This is a genomic window from Planctellipticum variicoloris, from assembly GCF_030622045.1.
Lineage (GTDB): Bacteria > Planctomycetota > Planctomycetia > Planctomycetales > Planctomycetaceae > Planctellipticum > Planctellipticum variicoloris.
This window is the reverse complement of record NZ_CP130886.1, coordinates 3,302,006-3,322,654: the sequence shown is the minus strand read 5'-3', so window position 1 is coordinate 3,322,654 and position 20,649 is coordinate 3,302,006. Positions and strand designations below refer to the sequence as shown.

Here is a 20,649-nt window from a genome sequence, read left to right as displayed (position 1 = left end):
TCACTGTGCGAATCCTGGTCCTTGGCGATGTCTGCGTTGTTGGCGAGCTGGAGGCTTTGGCATTGGCAAAGCCTGAGTTCTCGATCTGCGCGGAAATTCGCGCACGCATAGATGTCGATCTCGTAGTTGCGAACATTGAGTTTGCACTGACCACGGAGGAGCGGCCGCTTCCAGGAAAGTGGGCAACGCTACGGGCTGACCCGAAGGTCGTGAGTGCACTTGACGGTATTGATATCGGAGTAATTGCGAATAACCATGTCGGAGACTTCGGAGAGCAAGGAGCACGCGATACCGCGAGTGTGCTGCTAGACGCCGGCATCCGGCCTGTTGGCTGGGGCGAGTCGTTTGCACGCGCGATCGAACCCGTCGTGATCGGGCAAGGAGAACGAAAACTCGCGATTGTAGCACTTTCATGTCTGACGACAAATGGAGGTAATTATGCAACACAAGACTCGGCGGGGGTCGCGCTGCTATCGCGCGAGACGGTTGTTGAGGCCGTGAAGAGAGCAAAAGAGGCGGCCAGTAGCGTGTTGGTTTATCTGCACTGGGGAGTAGAACAGTCGTCGTATCCAGTGTTCGATCAGATGGGGCTGGCCCGGGGTGCTGTACAGGCTGGGGCTGATGCTGTGGTCGGTACGCATGCCCATGTCATCCAGGGGTGGGAGCTGTACCGCGACTCGCCGATCTTCTATGGCATTGGTAACCTTGCTTTCCCAGACGTGCCTTGCAGTTGGTATTCAGATGATGGCTCAAAGCAAGTTGGAGTCGTAAGGCAGCGGCGTGTAAACCAGGAGTCAATCGGAATAGTTTTGGAGCACACTTCGACAGGACAGTTAAGGGTGGCGGAGGTTGTAACATTCCGATTCGAGCTGGGCGAGGCTAAGTGTTCGCTGATGGCTGTTGGTGAATCCGTTGTGCAAGTTGCGAAGGTGAACGCCACTATCGCCAACGTGGCAAAGAGATGGTCGAGTGAGCTTGATGGATTTGGGGAGCAGTCGTTGCGTATTCGTTGTGGATTCAACGGAGTGTGCGCCGAGTATGTGCGAAGGACCATTGATTGCGATGGAGCGTTATCCCGGAGCTATGCGGTGCACCGTGAACTCGGAAGCTGGATACAACGACTATGTCGTAGAAAGTGGAATTGATCGCGTGTGCGTCGTGTCCGCTGGTGGGCATCGCCTGGCACCGCAGTGATCTATTGGATGAGCGGGATGCGAGGAGTGCTGCGATGAGAAGGGGCCGTTGGCGATGTTTTGGACGAAACTGCAGGAGCTTCGGATTGGTCTGCGGATGCGACGAAAGTGGCGTCGTGACATTCGCCGATGTCCGCTGACTCAAGATCACTGGGACTTGTATCGGATCATCCATCTGTCGTCGCTGCGCGAGCTTGGGCGTTTTCCGAACATCAGTGAGTGCCAAGACTTGAACGACCGGATTCAGTGGCTGAAGTTGTTCGACCAGAGCGAGGAAATCTGTAGCTGTTCTGACAAGATATTGGTGCGGGACTACATCCGCGAGCGAGTTGGCGAGCAGTACTTGGTTCCTCTGTATCAGGTGTGCGACCGGTTTGACGAAGTGAATTGGAACGCGTTGCCCGGTGCTTTTGTGATGAAGACAAATCATGACTCGGGCGGAGTCATTCTGGTGCGGGATAAGGCCAAATTCGATCGCAGTGCAGCTCGTGGATCGTTGGAAGCGTCCTTGAAGCATCGATATGGCTGGGAAAATGGCGAGTGGGCCTATTCGTTCATCAAGCCCAGGATTTTGATCGAGCAATTCATTGAACCCGAACGGAGTGCGCCACCTCCGGATTACAAGTTTTACGTTGTAAACGGCAGTACGAAATTCGTGCATTTCATTTCTGATCGTGGTGTGGATACCAAGGAACAGACGGTTGATCCTGAAGGAAACGATCTGGCAACGGAATTGTATCCGAGTTTCAGATTGGCCTGCGATTTCGTGAAGCCAGAGTGCTGGGGCGAAATGAGGGCGGTCGCGGAGGAGCTAGGTCGTGACTTCAAGTGCGTGAGAGTGGATCTGTTCCAGAGCGATGAGCGCATTTATGCGGGTGAAATGACTTTTTGGCCGATGTTCGGGTGCTACAAGGGAGAGGGGCAGAAGAAGCTCGGGCGTCTGCTGGATTTCGACCGCAGCACCGTGAAGCCGCCGATCTACCATCGGCTGCTCAGCGGCGAGTGAACTTGTGGGGTGGTCTGAGCAACGCGTGTGTAGTGAGCCGTTGATGGGGGTGGGGAAATGATGGCGATGCAGGTGGTCTACGCGGTGACCTCCGGCGGCGGCGACATGTACTCGGCGATGACCCACGTATCAGCGGCGTCGGTTCGCTTGTCGAATCCGAGTGCGCGGATTGTTGTGGCGTGTGATGTTGTTACGGCGGGAAGTCTGAAGGCAGCGAAATCGCCATTAGTTGATGAAGTCGATCAATTGCTCGTTTGCGAGACCCCCGACGGAGATGCAACATTTCGGAATCGGTTTGTCAAGACCCGTCTCCGCAACGTGGTGGACGGTGCGTTTCTTTTTCTCGACAGTGATACACTTGTCCGGGGCGACTTGACTCCGGTATTCGAAATGCAGTGCGATATCGCCGGGACGCGAAATCATTCTTTGCAGACGTTTCGCGAGCAGATTTGGGAAGCGGACTTGAAAGTCCTTGACGAACTGGCGTGGCGCACGCGAGATACCATCTATGTGAATGGGGGAGTACTGCTCTACCAGGATACGGTGGTAGCGCACGAGTTTGGCAAGATGTGGCATGACCTGTGGCTGGAATCCAGTCGTCGATCTGGCGGATATCGGGATCAGCCGGCATTGAATGCCGCGATTCTGCGGTCCGGCGTCGACCTGGCTGTTCTGGACGACAAATACAACGCTCAGATTCGCAGAAACCTTGCGGCGGGGCGCGGCGCGGTAGTGTGGCACTACTATTCAAGTGCAGAACTTGCGGCAATTACGGAGTTCGAAGTTGAGGTGGGGCGGATTGCGGATGGGGCTTCACTCGACGTACAACGGATTCGGAGGCTGATGTCCTCCGAACATCCTTTGCGTCGGCGGAGCTGGCTTGACGACTGGTTTGCGGGTCGGATGATGCGGCGGGCCGAGATATCGGAGATCGATCAACTATGGCTGACGGGACGCCGGGGGCAATTCCTTCGCAGGAAGACGGGCGAGATCCTGAGGCGGTGGGGGCGGTAGCGAGAATCGCGAGTCGTCGCGAGAAGTCCGCGCCGGAGTGCTGTGCCGCCGTCGTCGGAGAGATCGCAGGGACTGAGTGTGAGAGAGTGAGTTCGTGAAGTAGTCCCACCACGACAATCTGGCGTGGTCAGAAAGATTGTATTGAGTATCATGCTTCACTTCGTATCTCATTCCGCCGGTCGCACGGGAGCCCCGCTGGTGCTCCTGTACTTTGTGCGCTGGCTGGCGAAGGAGACGAAATTGCCGATGCGGGTGCTTCTCCGTGAAGAGGGGCCGCTTGTCGCAGACTTTGGCCAGGTAGCAGAGACAGTAGTGATCCAGTCGCAGCAGACGCTGGGATCGCGGGCAGTACGGAAGGTGCAGTCTCTGCTGGGGGGGGCACAGCCCGGTCTCGTGCCTGAGAAATGGAAAAGTCGCTCCGGGGATCTCATCTACGCGAACACCGTGACCAACGGCAGGTTTGTGTCAGATCTCCGCGGGCCGAATACAAAAGTCATTACGCACGTGCACGAATTGGGCTACTGGATCGAACAATCCGGCGCTCAGAACTGGGGGCATGTCGTGCGCGAGAGTGGACGGTTCATCGCCGCTTCCCGCGCCGTCCGCAACGACCTTGTTGTGAGTCGGCAGGTTCCGGCGGAGCGCGTGGACGTCGTCCACGAGTTTGTCGTCCCGCCGGCGCAGGCTGCGAGAGTTGAGGAGAGTGCGGGGATTCGCGACGCGCTGGGCATTCCCCGCGACGCCTTCGTAGTGGGAGGCAGCGGCTGGGAGACCTGGCGCAAGGGCAAGGATCTGTTCGTGCAACTGGCGGCCGCCGTGAGCCAGCGGAACGGGGGCGGCGAGATTCACTTTCTCTGGGTTGGCCAACCCGGGGACGGGGAAGAACGGTACCGGCTACTGCACGATGCGCGCCTGGCAGGTGTGGAGAGCCGGTTACATTGGTCGGGACACGTCCCGAACGCGGAGCCGTACTTTCAGGAGATCGACGTCTTCGCGATGGTCTCGCGCGAAGATCCGTTTCCCCTTGTCTGCCTGGAAGCGGGAGGACTGGGCAAGCCGGTCCTCTGCTTCGAGAACGCCGGCGGAATGCCGGAGTTTGTCGAAGAGGATGCCGGCTTCATCGTGCCCTATCTTAATGTCGCAGCAATGGCGGAACGGATCGTGCAATTGAAAGACGATGTGAAGTTACGGTTCAGTCTCGGCAGTCGTGCCCGCGAGAAAGTGTTGACGAAGTACCTGGTGGAACATGCTGGACCGCAAATTCTCCGGATTATCGAAGACGAACTTTGCAAATGCAGATAAAGTGCGGCCCGGCGCCCGACATGATTTCGAGTGTAGTGAGTCCAACGAGAATGTACCCGAAGCTCATCGCCTTCCATCTGCCACAATTCCACCCCATTCCCGAGAACGACGAATGGTGGGGCAAGGGATTTACAGAATGGACGAATGTAGCTGCCGCCCGCAGCCTCTTTCCCGGCCACGATCAGCCGCGGCTGCCTGCAGACCTTGGGTATTATGACCTGCGGCTTCCTGAAGCTCAGTGTGCGCAGGCCGAACTGGCACGGAGATATGGCATTCATGGGTTTTGCTACTGGCACTACTGGTTCCACGGTCGTCGCCTGCTTGAGCGGCCCGTCAACGAGATTCTTCGAACTGGAGAACCCGACTTTCCGTTCTGTCTGGCTTGGGCAAACGAATCCTGGTCGAGGTCATGGCTCGGTGATAATCGCCAGATTCTAGTCGATCAGACGTACTCAGCCGAAGACGATATCGCTCATGCCCGCTGGCTTGCGGACGCTTTTGCCGACGGTCGCTACATTCGCGTAGAGGGGCGTCCCCTCCTGCTGGTCTATCGGCCCACTTCATTGCCGGACGCGCGGAGAACGACTGATGCGTTTCGTCGGGAAATTGAACGGCTGGGACTACCCAATCCCTACTTGGTTGGAATCAATGCGCATGCTCGCCACATTGACATGCGATCTCTCGGGTTTGACATGACCGAGCACCACGAGCCGCAACTGGGGGTTTTGCCTGGGGTGTTCACGAAGGCCAGTCTGAAGTGGAAAGTGCGTCAGAAAGCTTACAAAGTGCTTGGCTGGCCACGCCATACTTTCGAGTACAGCGATGCGCGCAGCTGGATGGACCGGGTGCTGCCAAAGTATCCACATTTCCGAAGTTATTTCGTTGGATGGGACAATACCGCAAGACGCGGAAAGGATGGGATCATTATTACCGGAGCGACTCCCGATGCGGTGGGAGAAGGGCTTCGCGGAGTGCTGCAGGAAACAATGCGGAGACCGCCAAGCGAACAGATCGTCTTTCTTAACGCCTGGAATGAATGGGCTGAGGGGATGTATTTGGAGCCCGATCGACGATATGGACTGAGACGGTTGGAGGTCATCAAGGAGTGTCTGGATTCGGTAGAGGTTGTGGCATGCGAATCCTGATTATCACCCCCTACCTTCCGTGGCCGATCAATTCCGGCGGCAATGCGGCCCAGTTTTCTACATTGGCAGCACTTCTGGGGCAGCACGAGTTCGACTTGGTCTGTCCGATCGCGCATCCCGGAGTGATGCGCGACGTTGAGGAGTTGCAGAGGCAATTGCCGCACGTGCGTGTACGCGCAGCCATCCTCGGGCCAATCCCTGATCCCCCGGCCCCTCCGACGTTTCGCGATCGCTGCCGCGCTGCCTACGACTGGTGGGAGGAGTACGCCGGTGGACCAGCCAGGGCGATGCGCGGATTCGCCCGAGCACTTTTCAATGGGACGGCGCAGCTGCTTGGCAGCGCGCCGCAAGATTCCAAGACCGGCAAACGGAGAACGGTGGCCAATGTCCCCGTGAATCTCTTCAGACAGCTCCCACCCCAACTTGTGAACGAGATCGACTTGGCACTGCGGGATCGTCCGGATTTGATTCAGTTGGAGTTTGCCGATGTTCTATCACTGGCGGCCTGGCTGCCGAACGACATTCCCCGCCTGTTTGTGCATCACCAACTGCATTGGATCTATTCGGAACGCTTTCTGGACAGCGGCGGTGAATCGTCGTATGGCCGCTACGTCAAGGACTTCATGGAATTGCAGGAACTTGCTCTGCTGAATCGTCTTGATGCAGTCATCACATTTTCGGAGATCGATGCCGAACTCCTGCGCGAACGATTGGATTCGGCCCGAGTCCACGTGAGCCCGTTTCCGGTTCCATCCGACGTGGGGTTCCGTTGCGACAGCGGCGAGGCGTTTGCAAAAGTGTTTACTTTCCTGGGCTCGAGCGGACATTTTCCAAATCGCCAGGGAGCCGAGTGGCTCCTGACGGAAATCTGGCCGCGAATCGCGGCCGAATGTCCCGACTGCCGGCTGAAGGTCATTGGCGCCTGGCCAGAAGACTTCGTCAAACGCTGGTCCAACTTTCGAGTCGAGTTCCCGGGATTTGCAGAGGATCTGAGCTGCGCCCTGTCTGGAACCATTATGCTCGTCCCGCTGAAGATTGGGAGCGGAATCCGCACCAAGATCCTTGCGGCTATGGCCCAGAAAGTGCCGGTGGTTTCAACAAGCGTTGGCTACGAAGGCCTGCTTGTCGCTCCGGAATCAGACCTCCTAGTCAGAGATTCCGCCGAAGAGTTTGCGATGGCTGCCGTTAAGCTCGCTCGGAACCCGGATTTGTATCTGCAACTCTCAACGGCCGGCTATGAGGCGGTGATTCGACATTACTTGCCCGAACAGGTGTCGCGGCGGCGAAACCAGATTTACGAGTCGGTCGTGCGGGGACGATTTATCCAGCCCGACGCAGCGACCAAAATCGGCTCGACAACCGAGTTGTCGCCCGTTCGACCGAATTCAGCGATGTGCAAAGGAAGTTGACGTCATGATTGCACTCCTCGGTTCCTCCGGTTATGTCGGCGGCTACTTCAAGACCCTCTTCGCGAAAGAGGGGCTGGCCTGGAAGTCCATCCGCCGGGCCGACCTCTACGACGTCGACCGCCTGCGCACTGCGCTCCAGGAGGCCGGGGCGGAGTGGGTCATCAACTGCGCCGGCTTCACCGGCAAACCCAATGTCGACGCCTGCGAACTGCAGAAAACCGACTGCCTCCTGGGCAACGGCGTTCTGCCGGGCGTCATCCGGGCCGCGTGTGAGTCGCTGGAGATCCCCTGGGGACACGTCTCCTCAGGCTGCATCTTCACCGGCCGCCGGGCCGATGGCGGAGGATTCCAGGAGGCAGATCCTCCAAACTTCTCGTTCCGCCAGAACAACTGCAGCTTCTACTCCGGGACAAAGGCCTTGGGCGAGGAAGTGCTGGAGGGGGCCGAGCAGTGCTACATCTGGCGGCTGCGGATTCCCTTCGAGAACACCGCCAACCCGCGCAACTACCTGCAGAAACTGATCAGCTATCAGACGCTCCTGGAAGCGGAAAACTCGCTGTCCCAACTCGACGAATTCGTCCAGGCCTGCCTGGACTCCTTCCGCCTGCGGCTTCCCTACGGTCTGTATAACGTGACCAATCCCGGCAGCGTCTGGACCAGCGAAGTCACCGAACTGATCCGGGCCTCCGGCGTCACCGACAAGGAGTTCCAGTTCTTCGACGATGAAAACCAGTTCATGCGTCTGGCCGCGAAGACCCCCCGGTCCAACTGCGTGCTAGACTCGTCGAAGGCGATTGCCGCCGGGTTGCGGCTGACACCGGTCCGCGATGCCATCGAACAGTCGCTCGCCCGCTGGACCTCCGCCGTTCCCGTCGCCGCCCGTTAGAACCGAGATCAAATCGATGACCGATACCATCCTTGTCACCGGCGGCGCCGGCTTCATCGGCGGCTGCTTCGTGCGGCAGGTCTGCCGGCAGCCCGGTCGGCGCGTCGTGAACCTCGACAAACTGACCTACGCCGGGAACCTCGACTCGCTCGCCGATGTGCCTGAGGATCGGCACGTTTTCGTGCAAGGCGATATCTGCGACTACGAACACGTCGCGACACTGCTCGCGGAGCATCAGCCGAGCGCCGTGATTCACTTCGCGGCGGAGTCGCACGTCGACCGGTCGATCGACGGTCCGCTGGCCTTCGTGCAGACGAACGTGATGGGAACGGCGTCGTTGCTGGAGGCCCTACGGCGTTACTGGACCGCCCTGCCCTCGCCGCGGCGGGAGCAATTCCGGTTTCACCACGTTTCAACGGACGAAGTATTCGGCTCGCTGGGCGAGACCGGTTTCTTTACGGAAACGACGTCTTATGCTCCGCGCTCGCCGTACTCCGCCAGCAAGGCGGGATCGGATCATCTGGTGCGGGCCTACCACGAAACCTACAGCCTGCCGACGCTGATCACCAACTGCAGCAACAATTATGGTCCGTACCAGTTCCCCGAGAAGTTGATCCCGCTGGTGACGCTCAATGCGGCCGAGGGACGCGAACTGCCGGTGTATGGCGACGGAAAGAATGTGCGCGACTGGCTATACGTGGAGGACCACGTCGATGCGTTGCTGACCGTCCTGGAGCGCGGTCGCCTCGGCGAAACGTACAACATTGGCGGTGACTCCGAGCGGACGAACATCGAGATCGTCCGCAGCATCTGCGATCTGGTCGATGAGCTGCAACCCGCCGCAGACGGCCGGAGTGCGCACGACCTGATCCGCTTCGTGAAAGACCGCCCCGGCCACGACCATCGGTACGCCATTGATTTTTCGAAGATCGAAACCGAGCTGGGCTGGCGCCCGCGGATGAGTTTTGTCGACGGTCTGCGCTGTACGGTGGAGTGGTACTTGAGTCAGCGGGAATGGGTCAGCCGCGTCCAGTCGGGAGACTACCGCCGGGAACGGCTGGGGCTGAGTGCGGCAACCATCGGCTGACTTTCAGGCCGTCATCCAATTCTGGTCCGCACAGCGGACCCTGCAAACAAGAAATCGAATCGGATTCTATGTCCCAGACATCCGCTCTCAAAGGGATCATTCTCGCAGGCGGCAGCGGCACGCGCCTGTATCCCATCACGCGGGCCGTCAGCAAGCAACTGCTGCCGGTCTACGACAAGCCGATGATTTACTATCCGCTGTCGGCGTTGATGCTGTCGGGGATTCGCGAAGTGCTGATCATCTCGACGCCGCACGACCTGCCGCTCTTCGAGCGACTGCTGGGCGATGGCTCGGCACTGGGAATGCGGTTCGAGTATCGCGTTCAGCCGTCGCCTCGCGGCCTGGCGGACGCCTTCATCGTCGGTCGGACCTTCATCGGCGACAGCCGCGTCGCGCTGGTGCTGGGGGACAATATCTTCTACGGCCAGGGCTTCCAGCCGCTGCTGAAGCGGGCCGCGGAGCGCGAACAAGGGGCGACGATCTTCGCCTACCCGGTCAGCGATCCGGAACGGTATGGCGTCGTCAGCTTCGACAGTAGCGGCAAAGCCATCGACATCCAGGAGAAGCCAAAGCAGCCCAAGTCGCGATTCGCGGTGCCGGGGCTCTACTTCTACGACAACGAGGTCGTCCGCATTGCCGCCGATCTGCCGCCGTCGCCGCGGGGCGAAATCGAGATCACGGACGTCAACCTGGCCTACCTGCGGGCGGAGAGGCTGCAGGTTGAGCAGTTCACACGGGGCTTCGCCTGGCTGGACACCGGCACGCACGAATCGCTGCTCCAAGCGGGCAACTTCGTGCAGACGCTGGAAGCCCGTCAGGGGCTGAAGATCGCGTGCCTGGAAGAGATCGCCTATGTGCGGGGTTACATCGACGCCGAGCAACTGGAGCAGCTGGCGAGCCAGTCGCCGCCGGAGTTGCAGGCGTATTTGCGGCAGGTGCGAGACGAAGCGTAGCGTCAGAAGAGGAGGCGGGGCATGAGTCTTCCCGAAATCAGCGTCATCATCCCGACATACAACGGCAGCCGGTTCATCGCCGACGCGCTACGGTCGGTGTTTTCGCAGACATATTTGCCCTGCGAGATTATCGTCGTCGATGACTGTTCGACCGACGACACGTTGCAGGTCGTGGAGGGCCTGAAGTCGGAGAGTCCGGTGCCGTTGCGGGTGATGAAGTTGGAAAAAAACTCCGGGGGCCCCTGCCGGCCAATTAACGTTGGCGTCGATGCGGCAGTGGGCGAACTGATCTCGGTTCTTGACCAAGACGACATCTTCGAAGATGAGATTTTCGAGGATGTCGCCGGATCATTTTCTGACGCTCCCGAGTGTGAGTTCGCATTTTATTGGGCAGGCGTGTACGGTGACAACAATCGAAAGCCGCGGCAAACGCCCGCGTTCTGTAAGGAAATGCAGGCGGCCGGCGAGCAGAGGAATGAATACTGGAGGATTCCAGCGCCCTATCTGCGAAGACAGCTGTTGATCGAGGGAATGTTCGCATATGGATTCCCGGGCTTTATGTTTCGAAAATCGGCTTGGGAACGCAAACGCGGCGTCGACGAGTCGCTTCGTGCGGCCGGCGATCTGGAGTTCTTCGCCTGGTTGGCAAACGAAAGCGATGGCATTCTCAATCCACGGATTGGCTACCTTCGTCGCGAACATGGAGCCAACGTTTGTCGCAATCGTCAGCTGGTCTATTTCGAAGCGGGCCTTGTGTTAATCGCTGCGGCAAAGATCTTTCGAAAACATCGCGATGGCGACGGCCTGGCGGCAATCGCTGCGGATCGAGTCCGTGGAATTGCCTACTGCTTCCGACAGGCGCAGTGCTTCAACGAGGCGGCAATCCTCTATCGACGCCTGGCGGAAGTTGGCGAGACGCCTTACATGATCGAAATTCAAATCGCGAAGATGCAGGTTTACAGAGTCTGTGCTGCGCTCTTCGGCTGGCGACCCGTGTATTCCGGCTATACGCGCCCGGCTCAATCGGTCTGATACATTCACGTGCGCCAAAAAACGCCCCGCATACTTCCGGGGCAACTGTCCTCCGTGAGATTGCAGCTTCGGCTAGTCTCCGTCTGCTTCCACTTTACGTCGACAGAGAGCGGTATTCGATGCAACAAATGGCTCTATCGGCTCGCTCCAAGGAGATAAACCCTGGTAACGCAGTCGTAGTTATCGTGGAGTGCCATGTTTGGGGAGGAGCCGAGGTTCACACGACGCATTTGCTGCGTCGGTTGCAGGAACGCGGACACCGAGTGGTCTTGATGTGTATTGGCGGAGAAACGGAGGCTGTGTACGGTCGGCATCTGTCGTCCGGCGTAGAATGCATTCTTGTTCCGGTAGCGCGCGGGATCGGGCGACTGGTAAACCTGTATCGAGCCGTGCGGCAGTGTCGCCCGGGTGCCATCGTCCTTGTGAAAGGAACGCTGCATACGGGCGGTTTGTGGCAGGACGCAGTTTATCGAGTGTGTACTTCACGACTTGTCACGATTCTTCATGTGCGGCCGTCGGTGCTGCCCGAGTGCCGCCGGGCCTGGTATTGCGGGGGACTGATCCCCGGTTTCGGTCTGTGGTGGTGGAAGATGTACCTGCGAGGCTGGTCGCGCGGAATCTTGCCGAAGCGGTCTATTTGTGTGAGCGAATCGATTCGACAGTACTTGATTCAGAAGTACAGTTTTTCAAGAACGAGAACAGTGACTGTCCGAAACGGCGTTGAAGTGAATAGAGCATTCGAGCACGGCGCAGCACATCGAGCGGTTCTAAGTCGCACGGGTTTTCCCGACGATTCGATCTTGGTCATTACCGCGTGCCGGCTGAGCGAAGAGAAGGGGCTGGATTGTGGCGTTGAGGCGTTCGCGAAAGTACAAGAGGAGAGGCCCAATCTGAAGATTCGCTGGGTCATCGCTGGCGCAGGGCCCGAAGAAGCTCGAATTCGCGAGCAGATCTTCCGGCTTGATTTGCAGGATCGGATCTGTCTGTGGGGATTTGAGGCATCGGTGTCGTCTATCCTTCCCGCCTTTCGGATTTTTTTCCTGCCAAGTCGACGGGAGGGGCTGCCGTTGTCGTTGCTGGAGGCGATGTTGGCCGGTTGTCTGCCTGTTGTGAGTGATGTAGACGGAATCCCTGAGGTATTGGGTGGATCTGGCATTGGCGTCATGACCGCTCAGGATGATGTTGGCGGATTGGCTGCCGGATTGATACGGATGGCGGAGCTGGCCGAGGGCGGGCGAAGCGAAATGGTCGCCGCAGCTCAATCGCGTGTGCGGGATCATTTTTCGCAGTCCAAGGTGCTGGACGAGTTGTGTGAAGTCATTGAGAATGCGTGATTTCGAAGACAGGCGTAACAATTGAGGCAATCGATCGTATGACTCAGTCGAGCCAACTTCGCATCGCCATCATCGGCTGCGGCGCCGTCGCCGAACGCTACCACCTTCCCGTCCTGGCCGGGCACGAGGGGGTGCGGCTGGTCGCGCTCGTGGACCGAGACGTGCAACGTGTCAAGCCGCTGGCCGACGCGTACAAGATCGACAAAGTCTTGGCCGATGCCGCCGGGCTGACGACCGATCTCATCGACGCCGCGGTGATTGCCACTCCACCGGGACATCACGCGGCCTGCACCAACATGCTGCTGGAACGGGGCATTCACGTCCTCGTCGAGAAGCCGATGGCGACGACGCTGGCTGACGCGGAATCGATGGTGGCGACGGCCGAACGGACCGGCAACGTTCTGTCGGTCGGCGTCTTCCGCCGCCTGCTGCCCTGCCTGCGAATGCTGAAGTCGGCCATTGATGCCGAGATGTTGGGCAAACCGCTGAGCTTCGATCTCGAAGGGGGTGCGGTCTACGGCTGGGCGGCGGCCACGCTGGGCAATATGCTGAAGTCGCACGCCGGCGGTGGCGTCCTGATGGATATGGGGCCGCATTACTTCGATCAACTGCTCTATCTGTTCGATGGACCGGGAGAGATCCTCGACTACGAAGACAATGCGCTGGGCAGCATCGAATCCGACTGCATCGCCCGCTTGAGGCTCAGCCATCGTGGTCGGCCCGTCGACGGACGGGTCGAACTCAGTCGGACCCGGAATCTGCCGAACGAATTGCGGGTGATCTGCGAACGGGGCGAACTGGTCATTCCGCCGTCAGATCGTTACCGCGTGATCGTCCGTCAAAACGGGCTGGAGTTCAGAGATCCGCGAACCGGAGAAGTCGCCCGGCACCAGTTGGAACTGAAGTGGACCGACGAGCCGGAAACCAATTGGCTGGAGACGTTTCGCGCGGAGATCGACGACTGGGTGGACGCGATTGCGGCCCGACGCCAGCCCGTGTTGTCGGGGCGTTCGGCCCTGGCGTCCGCACGATTGATCGATGAGTGCTATCAGAAGGTTCGACCGCTCGAAGAGCCTTGGGTTTCGCACCCGCTCTGCGATGCTGCCGAGGTGACGAAGCCGCGAGTCGAAGCGATCGGGGCTCCGCGCCGAGTCTTGGTGACCGGCGCGACCGGATTCATCGGTTGCCGGGTGGCGGAGATCCTCAGCCGCCGCAGCGGATACGCCGTCCGGGCCGTCGTTCACAACCCCGGAAACGCCAGCCGGCTGGCGCGGCTGCCGGTCGAAATGATCCAGGCGGACCTCACCCGCAGCGAGGATGCCGCCCGACTGGTCAAAGATGTCGATGCCATTGTGCACTGCGCGATCGGGACGGAAAGCTGGGATCGCTCTTCGGTGTTCAAAGTCACGGTCGACGGCACGCGCGGCCTGCTCGATGCTGCGAAGACGGCAGGCGTCAAGCGTTTTGCTCACCTGAGTACGATCGCCGTCCATCCGGACGACTATCGAGGAATCATCGACGAAAATGCTCCTGTCTCGCCCGCCCGCGGAGCGACATACGGCGAAAGCAAGCTGGCGGCCGAACAGGCGGTGCTGAAGTCCGGACTCCCTTGCGTCGTCTTTCGCCCGGGATGCGTGTACGGGCCGTTCGGCAAGACGTTCATCACGCGGCCGATCGAATACCTGATGCGTGGCGGGCTGGTTCTGGCGGGGGCTGCGGAGACACCCTCGAATACAGTCTATGTCGATAACCTCGTGGAGGCGGTCATCCGCTCCCTCGAAGTTGGCGACGAAGCGGTTGGTCGAATCTTTTCGCTCGCTGATGATGACGGAATGACGTGGGGGGACTTCTACGACTACTTTGCGCAGCGGGCCGGTGCGACGGTGCGGCGGACCGCGGGGCCGAGTGCGGAAGGACGGAAGGCGGCCAAGGCCGGCTGGTTCGGAGCATTCGGAACGCTGGCGTCATCGGACGAGGTGAAGGCGCTGGCCCGGAAAGCCCTGTGGACGGACCCCATCGGCAGCACGCCCCGCTGGCTGCTGTCCCGGTCCCCGGCTCTGAAGAAGACCGTCAAGCGGATGTTGAGGATGCAGTCGGCCGCGGTCTACGTTCGACCGGAACGCGGCGGAGCAAGCGACGTGCTGGAGATTACGCCGCGATTCGCGGAGGTGAAAAGCGATCTGGCGAGAAGAGTCCTGGGCTGGCAGCCGCTGCTGGAGCGGATGACGTGCCTCGGACGCACCTATCAATGGCTGCAGGCTTCGCAGATCGTCCCTGCGTCAGATGCGGGGGGCCGCTCATGAACACGCCTGCCGTCAGCATCATTCTGCCCACCTACAATCGAGCGAAGTTTCTCCCGGAAGCGATCGGCGCAATCCGCGGCCAGCTGTTTACAGACTGGGAGCTGATCGTCGTCGACGACGGCAGCACGGACGAGACGGCCGAACTGCTGCCAAAGCTCATCGAGCGCATGCCGCAGCAGTATCGGTACATCCGGCAGGAAAACCAAGGGGCCTATGCGGCACGAAATACCGGGCTCGACCATGTCTCCGGTCGGTACGTGGCGTTTTACGACAGCGACGACCTGTGGCTGCCGCATCATCTGCAGAAGTGCGTGACGGCCCTCGAACAGTCTCCCGACATCGGCTGGGTCTACTCCGCCAGCCGCATCGTCGATCATGCGTCCGGTCGCGTGCTGAACGAGAACTGCTTCCAGGAACAGGGACAACTCCACAGGTTCCGTACGCTGCCGTGCGATCTGCGGGACGACCTGCATGTCCTGAAGCACGAAGGGTTGTTCGATGCTGTGCTCGGCGGCGCGGGCCTCTATTCCGGACTCCAGAACTCCGTCATCCGCTCCAGATTCTTCGACGGTCGCCGGTTCGTCACTGAGTTTTACAACGAAGCCGAAGACCAAGTCGTGGTCTTGCGGGCCATCGCTGCCGGAGTTGGATTTGCGTACTTCGATGAGGTCCACGTGGAATACCGTGTTCACGAAAGCAATTCGTCGGGCGCAGCTCTGGGAATGCCGCGAGAAAAACGCCTGCGGCTCGCACAGGGACTGATTCGAGGGTTCGAAGAGCTGCCGCAACAGGTGTCGATGACATTGACGTCAAAGAGCCTTCTACGCAAGAAGCTGGCAGAATTATACATGTGGCAACTGGGCTACCACGCGAACTGGATTCATGGCTACAAACGCGAAGCGCTTGCGGCATATCGCCGCGGGATCCAACTCGATAGCTGGAATCCATCGTATTGGAAAACGTACGTTCTGAGTGTCGCACGGACATTGCCGGACGTCGGACCAAAGTCGTAACCTCAGGTTATGCATTTGCCGTATCTACGATAGTTGTAGCAACTCGCTCGAACGGCCGATTTAGGAACACGATGACTCATCCGCCGATCAAGGCCGAAAGACGGCCGACGATTTGCTTTATCGTTACGGGAGCCGCCAGCGCCCGTCACGTTGACATGTTGCACCTCTCGCTAATGTCCGTCCGTCGGTGCGAGGCAGATGCTCGGGTGTGTCTGGTTACTGATCGGGCGTGCGAGGGCGATCTTTCTGTCAACCGCTCCTCGCTCCTTGATCTATGTAGCGAAGTAGTCGTCGAGAACAGCATTTACGACGATCCCGTAAAACGGAGTCGCGATCTTCGAATTCGGCTACGTAGTCTTGTTTCTGGAAGACTCTTGTACGTGGACGGTGACACGCTTTTCGTAAGGCCCGTTGGCGGTATTCCGGAGATCAATACGTGCGTCGCGGCCGTGTGTGACTTTAACTACACACCAGTGAAGGCAATTAGAAAAGCGGTGCCGAGCGAAGTTGCTGCGGCCGTCGGATCGTCGCTCACTTCACTCGGCCTGGCGTGGCCATCATCATCATTCAACGCCGGTGTCTTTTTGATGGAGGACACTCCGGAGGCCGGCCAATTCGCCGCGAGGTGGCTCGAAGTCTGGAATCGAATTCTGAACTGCAATGATCCGCGTGTAGTGCATTTGTCGGACCAAATCGCATTTAACTTGACTTGCGACGAACTTCGGAATTCGGTCGGAACGCTGGCAAATCGTTATAATACGATGGTTCCTACCAGTCCGCAGCTCACGTCGATCGCGTCTATTCTGCATTTCTTTGGATCTCCTGCCCAAATACAGGGAACGCTACTGGAGCACCTGTTGATGAGGTTCAAAGAAACCGGTTGTCTGGACGAAAGCGCGATTGAACGCTGTCTGCGGGAAGGGCATCCGTGGGGGCCGCATCCCGAAGCGTGGCGATATATGCGGTCCGGCAATGTTGTGAGAGCCGCATTGGCGAAGGCGCGACGGACGATGGGGTTTCCGTGACTCCTTATCAAGTCTGCGGGGGCAGCCGAGGAGGTGATGTGTGCGTCCCGCGGAGAAGCAGTTGCTACGCCGGTACCCCAAAAGAGTTGAATCCTATGAAGCGAAGAGTCCTCTACCTCACCATCAACCCCAACCGCGTCAGCACCACCGTGCCGACCGAAGGCTGGTTCCGTCTCCTCCGGGACGAAGGACTCGAACCCGTCCTCGTCTCACACGAGATCGGCGCGTTCCACGTCTGGGCCGGCGGACAGGGCATTCCGGCGTACCATGTGCCGCTGCCGCTGCCCTCGAAATGGCGTCCTCTCCCCTTTCTGTCCGCACTCTGGAAACTCCGGCAAGTCGTCCGCCGTCATCGAATTGAGCTCATTCACTGCAACGAGCAGAACTGCTACCCGATCGGCTCGTATCTCGCCCGACTGACCGGTCTGCCGATCGTGGTCAGCGTGCACTTCACCATGGGCCGCGACTTCTGCAGTTGGACGTTTGGCAAACGCCCTCCCGAACGAATGTTTTTCGTGTCGGCGGGAAACCTCGAAAACTGCCGCCCGGGAGTGTCCGGGATCGTCCCCGAGGATCGCTGGCGCGTCCTCAACAATGGGCTGGATCTGCAGCACTTCAAACCGGATGCTGGGCTGCGCACTCAGTTCCGTGCGAAGCACGGACTCGGCAATGATCGCGTTGTCGGCGTGGCGTGCGCGCTCCGAGCGAGGAAACAACTCGAACATCTCGTTGCCGCTGTGGAGGAGTTGCCAGATGATGTCCGCGTGGTGATCGCCGGCGGCTCGGTCCCGGACGAAACCAATTACAGCGTCAAGCTGCTCGATGAGGCCAGGCGCCGACTCGGCAGCCGGCTTGTGCTCACCGGACATCTGACGGATCTGCGACCGTTCTACAATGCACTCGACCTCTTCGTGAATACCAGCCAGGAGGAAGCCTGCAGTATCAGCGTTCTCGAAGCCATGGCCTGCGGCTGCCCGGTGATCGGCTATGCCAGCAAGTCGGTCGACTCCCAGATTCTCCCCGGCGGCGGTGAAATCACCCCGCAGGACGACATTCCCGCGCTGACGTCCGCGCTCCAGCATTGGCTCGACGATCCGGACCGGATTGCGCGGACGCGCGTCACCGCCCGCCAGCGCGTCGAGTCCGCATTTGATATTCGTCAGAATTGCGAGTTGCTCTGGCAGGAATACAACTCAATTCTGAGCACCGCCTCTCCAGCGTCTGCCCGAAAGAAAGTGTTCGCGTGATCGACAGACTCAGCATTTGTCTCGTCGCCCGCTCCCCCTTCCTCGGCGGCGCCGAAGTCGCCTGCGAACGGCTCGCCGTCGGACTCCAGCAGGCAGGCCACACCGTCGTTCTGCTGACGGGTTTCGACAACGACGTCGCCGCACGTTACCGCGCCGCGGGGATCGATTGTCGCGTCTTCGACACCCCCCTCCGCGACAAATGGAAACTTCCGCGCTATCTCCTGGCCCGACATCGCCTCCGCAAGTTCTTCCGGTCCTGGCGACCGGACATCGTTCACAGCAACGACCTTCCCACGCATCAGGTCGTCTCGTCCGCGGCGAAGGGGCTTGGCATTCCACGCATCTGCCATCATCGCTTCCTCTACGACTGCCCCGCCATCGACTGGATGAACCGGACCGGCGCCGAATGTCATGTCTTCGTCTCCAAATATCTGCAGGACACCCTGCGCGCCGCCTCGCCCCGGCTCGCCGCCGAACCCGCCTGCGTGCTGTACGACGGCCTGCCGCTGCCGGAATTACCCACGGAGGACGAGCGACGCGCAGCCCGGGTCCGGCTCGGATTGCCGCAGAACAAGACCGTCGTCCTCTACGCCGGCCAGATCGTCGAACGGAAGGGAGTCTCCGATCTGCTGCAAGCCTGGGCGCAGCTCGCACCGGATGTCGCCGCCGGCGCGGAACTGGTCGTCGTCGGCGACGACATTCAGAACGCCGGCGCCTACCGCGTGGCGATGGAGCAACTCGCCGCGCAACTCGGCATCACCCCCCGCTTCGTCGGATTCCGCAAGGACGTCCCCGACTGGCTGACCGCCGCCCACATTGCGACAGTTCCCTCTCGCGTCGAGCCCCTTGGTAACGCCACACTGGAGGCAATGGCCTACGGTTTGCCGGTCATCGGAGGAGATACGGGAGGCATTCCCGAGATGGTGGTTGAGGGGCAGACGGGCCTGCTGGTGTTTCCGGGAGACCCTGCAGATCTGGCATCGGCACTGGAACAGTTGATTCGGAATCGTCAATTGCAGGAACATTTCGGCAGTGCGGGGCGAATTCGTTGCGAGAATGAGTTCAGTGTCGAACGTCATACCGCGGCCGCGATGCGAGCTTACTCGCAAGTTGCTGCTCCGCCTGACATCAAGCGAGATGAGCTCAAGCAGGATGTTCCATGCTGAGCCTGGTCTTTGTCTACAGCCTCCTCGCCTACATCTGCCTCGGCGCCCTCGCCCGCCCGCATATCGGCGTGATTGGCTATTACGGCTTCATTCTGCTCCAGCCCGAGTGGAACTGGCGCTGGTCGATCCCGCAGGGTATGGGCTTTCAGAAATACATCGCGATCGCGACGCTGCTCGGATTTCTGTTTGCCGGCTTCGGCGGGAACCGGTTCACTTCGACGGCTTCAAAAGGGCTAACGGCGCTGGCGGCGTTTATTGCGCTGGCCATCCTGAGCTACCAGCAGAGCATCGAGCAGAATTACACATTCATTTACATTGACGCTCTGTGGAAGATGGCGCTGATGGCGTTCATCGGCGTGCGGGTCATCAACACGCCCAAACGGATTGTGGGACTGCTCTGGGTGTTGATGCTCGCCCAGGGCTTCAATGCGTACCGCATTAACGAGAGTTACTTCCAGAACGGCGTTTGCTTCTTTCGCGTGACGGGTTACGGCACCGGTGGCGACAACAACCTGTACTCGATTCTCACAGTACCGATTATGGCCGTGTCGGCTTCTCTCGCCGCATACTCGAAGCCGCTCTGGCAGAAGTTGTTTGCGGCGGGGATCCTCGCGCTGCAGGCGCACCAGATCATGCTCATGGAGTCCCGCGGCTGCATGCTCGGCGCGATTCCAATGCTGGCCCTGGTCGTCTGGTTCATGCCCAAGACGAAAGTCAATGTTTGGGGCGTCGCCTGCTCCACCCTCCTGGGGGCGGCGCTTGCCGGACCGCCAGTTGTGAAGGAGTTCATGTCAAGCTTCGAGTCCAAAGAGGGGCGTGACTCATCCGCTGAGAGCCGATTCGATCTGTGGAAGGCCGGTTACCAGATCACGATGGACCACCCGGTCCTCGGCGTCGGCCCTTGGGCCGGCCAGTTCCTAGTGCCACGGTATCTCGGGATGTCGGGAAATATGAAAGGCCTCCACAACCTCTACTTTGAAATCGGCGCCGGTTGCGGCATTCCCGCGGCCATCTGCTACTTCAGCTACTTTCTGATCGCCGGCTGGGCCTGTTTTCGGCTTCTCTGGCGGCAGAAGCGGGAGCCGATCCCCGACTGGCTGGGTTGCCTCTGCCTGGCGGTCTTTCCCGGCCTCATCGGTTACATGGTCTCCAGTATGTTCTCCGCCGGGGCGATGCTGGAGAGTTCTTACGCCCTCGCGGCGGGCGGGCTGGCCGGAACCTGCGTCTGGGCGGCGGAGAAACGCCGGTCCTACGGATTTTCACCACAACTCGCCCATTTCTCACAACAGAGGCTGGGAATCCCTCAAGTTCCCGGTAAACTGGGCCGGCCGTGATCCGGGGTGGTAAGACCGCTCCGCCGGATCGCGGGTCGCCCGTCTGTCAGCACCATGTGCAGATCGCTTGGGCGTCGCGGCTTGGAATTCGGCCGCAGGAGCGAGAGCCGTTTCCGCGATGGGCACACGCGGGCACGGTGTTTGCAGAGATGGATCTTCGACGTGCGTGGTCGGCGGTGCGATCACTTAGTCGGACCGTC

At 59.7% G+C, this 20,649-nt stretch carries 17 protein-coding genes; all 17 read left to right on the top strand.

Going from position 1 to position 20,649, the window contains the following annotated elements; translation table 11 throughout:
• Positions 1 to 5 precede the first annotated feature (5 nt).
• The 17 genes from SH412_RS12805 to SH412_RS12725 all read left to right on the top strand — a co-directional run bounded on the left by SH412_RS12805 (position 6) and on the right by SH412_RS12725 (position 20,449).
• Positions 6 to 1,145: a CapA family protein gene (locus SH412_RS12805; protein ID WP_336523912.1), complete on the top strand. Its 1,140-nt coding sequence runs from the start codon at positions 6 to 8 to the stop codon at positions 1,143 to 1,145.
• 103 nt (positions 1,146 to 1,248) lie between these two features.
• Positions 1,249 to 2,199, top strand: coding sequence for an ATP-grasp fold amidoligase family protein (locus SH412_RS12800; RefSeq protein WP_336523911.1), 951 nt, complete (start codon positions 1,249 to 1,251; stop codon positions 2,197 to 2,199).
• A gap of 57 nt (positions 2,200 to 2,256) precedes the next feature.
• Positions 2,257 to 3,213, top strand: a complete 957-nt coding sequence (locus tag SH412_RS12795) for a glycosyltransferase family protein (RefSeq protein WP_336523910.1) — start codon at positions 2,257 to 2,259, stop codon at positions 3,211 to 3,213.
• A gap of 198 nt (positions 3,214 to 3,411) precedes the next feature.
• Positions 3,412 to 4,515, top strand: a complete 1,104-nt coding sequence (locus tag SH412_RS12790; RefSeq protein ID WP_336523909.1) for a glycosyltransferase family 4 protein — start codon at positions 3,412 to 3,414, stop codon at positions 4,513 to 4,515.
• A gap of 50 nt (positions 4,516 to 4,565) precedes the next feature.
• Positions 4,566 to 5,660, top strand: a complete 1,095-nt coding sequence (locus tag SH412_RS12785; protein ID WP_336523908.1) for a glycoside hydrolase family 99-like domain-containing protein — start codon at positions 4,566 to 4,568, stop codon at positions 5,658 to 5,660.
• On the top strand, positions 5,648 to 7,069 hold the full coding sequence (locus tag SH412_RS12780; RefSeq protein WP_336523907.1) for a glycosyltransferase: 1,422 nt from the start codon (positions 5,648 to 5,650) through the stop codon (positions 7,067 to 7,069). The genes SH412_RS12785 and SH412_RS12780 overlap by 13 nt, the downstream gene beginning before the upstream one ends.
• Before the next feature lie 4 nt (positions 7,070 to 7,073).
• Positions 7,074 to 7,955 (top strand): sugar nucleotide-binding protein, encoded by an 882-nt coding sequence (locus tag SH412_RS12775; RefSeq protein ID WP_336523906.1) that lies wholly within the window; start codon positions 7,074 to 7,076, stop codon positions 7,953 to 7,955.
• Positions 7,956 to 7,971: 16 nt separating this feature from the next.
• Positions 7,972 to 9,042, top strand: a complete 1,071-nt coding sequence (rfbB, locus tag SH412_RS12770; RefSeq protein ID WP_336523905.1) for a dTDP-glucose 4,6-dehydratase — start codon at positions 7,972 to 7,974, stop codon at positions 9,040 to 9,042.
• A 68-nt stretch (positions 9,043 to 9,110) separates the two neighbouring features.
• Positions 9,111 to 9,995, top strand: coding sequence for a glucose-1-phosphate thymidylyltransferase RfbA (rfbA, locus tag SH412_RS12765; RefSeq protein ID WP_336523904.1), 885 nt, complete (start codon positions 9,111 to 9,113; stop codon positions 9,993 to 9,995).
• A gap of 21 nt (positions 9,996 to 10,016) precedes the next feature.
• On the top strand, positions 10,017 to 11,027 hold the full coding sequence (locus SH412_RS12760) for a glycosyltransferase (protein ID WP_336523903.1): 1,011 nt from the start codon (positions 10,017 to 10,019) through the stop codon (positions 11,025 to 11,027).
• Between the two features lie 119 nt (positions 11,028 to 11,146).
• A complete protein-coding gene (locus SH412_RS12755) occupies positions 11,147 to 12,361 on the top strand; it encodes a glycosyltransferase family 4 protein (RefSeq protein WP_336523902.1) in 1,215 nt (404 codons plus the stop codon).
• 38 nt (positions 12,362 to 12,399) lie between these two features.
• A complete protein-coding gene (locus SH412_RS12750; RefSeq protein WP_336523901.1) occupies positions 12,400 to 14,664 on the top strand; it encodes an NAD-dependent epimerase/dehydratase family protein in 2,265 nt (754 codons plus the stop codon).
• On the top strand, positions 14,661 to 15,677 hold the full coding sequence (locus SH412_RS12745) for a glycosyltransferase (protein ID WP_336523900.1): 1,017 nt from the start codon (positions 14,661 to 14,663) through the stop codon (positions 15,675 to 15,677). The genes SH412_RS12750 and SH412_RS12745 overlap by 4 nt, the downstream gene beginning before the upstream one ends.
• Positions 15,678 to 16,057: 380 nt before the next feature.
• On the top strand, positions 16,058 to 16,702 hold the full coding sequence (locus SH412_RS12740) for a hypothetical protein (protein ID WP_336523899.1): 645 nt from the start codon (positions 16,058 to 16,060) through the stop codon (positions 16,700 to 16,702).
• Between the two features lie 95 nt (positions 16,703 to 16,797).
• Positions 16,798 to 17,949, top strand: coding sequence for a glycosyltransferase family 4 protein (locus SH412_RS12735; protein ID WP_336523898.1), 1,152 nt, complete (start codon positions 16,798 to 16,800; stop codon positions 17,947 to 17,949).
• Positions 17,946 to 19,115 carry a glycosyltransferase family 4 protein gene (locus SH412_RS12730; protein ID WP_336523897.1) on the top strand — a complete coding sequence of 390 codons (1,170 nt, stop codon included), beginning with the start codon at positions 17,946 to 17,948 and terminating at the stop codon, positions 19,113 to 19,115. Before SH412_RS12735 ends, SH412_RS12730 begins: the two co-directional genes overlap by 4 nt.
• Positions 19,109 to 20,449 (top strand): O-antigen ligase family protein, encoded by a 1,341-nt coding sequence (locus SH412_RS12725; RefSeq protein ID WP_336523896.1) that lies wholly within the window; start codon positions 19,109 to 19,111, stop codon positions 20,447 to 20,449. Before SH412_RS12730 ends, SH412_RS12725 begins: the two co-directional genes overlap by 7 nt.
• The last annotated feature ends 200 nt before the right edge of the window (positions 20,450 to 20,649 follow it).

Bases quoted from the DNA above. Each gene is read 5' to 3' on its own strand.
- SH412_RS12775 (WP_336523906.1), top strand. From the start codon at position 7,074: ATGATTGCACTCCTCGGTTCCTCCGGTTATGTCGGCGGCTACTTCAAG.
- rfbB (WP_336523905.1), top strand. From the start codon at position 7,972: ATGACCGATACCATCCTTGTCACCGGCGGCGCCGGCTTCATCGGCGGC.
- SH412_RS12780 (WP_336523907.1), top strand. From the start codon at position 5,648: ATGCGAATCCTGATTATCACCCCCTACCTTCCGTGGCCGATCAATTCC.
- SH412_RS12725 (WP_336523896.1), top strand. From the start codon at position 19,109: ATGCTGAGCCTGGTCTTTGTCTACAGCCTCCTCGCCTACATCTGCCTC.
- SH412_RS12795 (WP_336523910.1), top strand. From the start codon at position 2,257: ATGATGGCGATGCAGGTGGTCTACGCGGTGACCTCCGGCGGCGGCGAC.
- SH412_RS12760 (WP_336523903.1), top strand. From the start codon at position 10,017: ATGAGTCTTCCCGAAATCAGCGTCATCATCCCGACATACAACGGCAGC.
- SH412_RS12750 (WP_336523901.1), top strand. From the start codon at position 12,400: ATGACTCAGTCGAGCCAACTTCGCATCGCCATCATCGGCTGCGGCGCC.
- SH412_RS12755 (WP_336523902.1), top strand. From the start codon at position 11,147: ATGCAACAAATGGCTCTATCGGCTCGCTCCAAGGAGATAAACCCTGGT.
- SH412_RS12785 (WP_336523908.1), top strand. From the start codon at position 4,566: ATGTACCCGAAGCTCATCGCCTTCCATCTGCCACAATTCCACCCCATT.
- SH412_RS12745 (WP_336523900.1), top strand. From the start codon at position 14,661: ATGAACACGCCTGCCGTCAGCATCATTCTGCCCACCTACAATCGAGCG.
- rfbA (WP_336523904.1), top strand. From the start codon at position 9,111: ATGTCCCAGACATCCGCTCTCAAAGGGATCATTCTCGCAGGCGGCAGC.
- SH412_RS12800 (WP_336523911.1), top strand. From the start codon at position 1,249: ATGTTTTGGACGAAACTGCAGGAGCTTCGGATTGGTCTGCGGATGCGA.
- SH412_RS12735 (WP_336523898.1), top strand. From the start codon at position 16,798: ATGAAGCGAAGAGTCCTCTACCTCACCATCAACCCCAACCGCGTCAGC.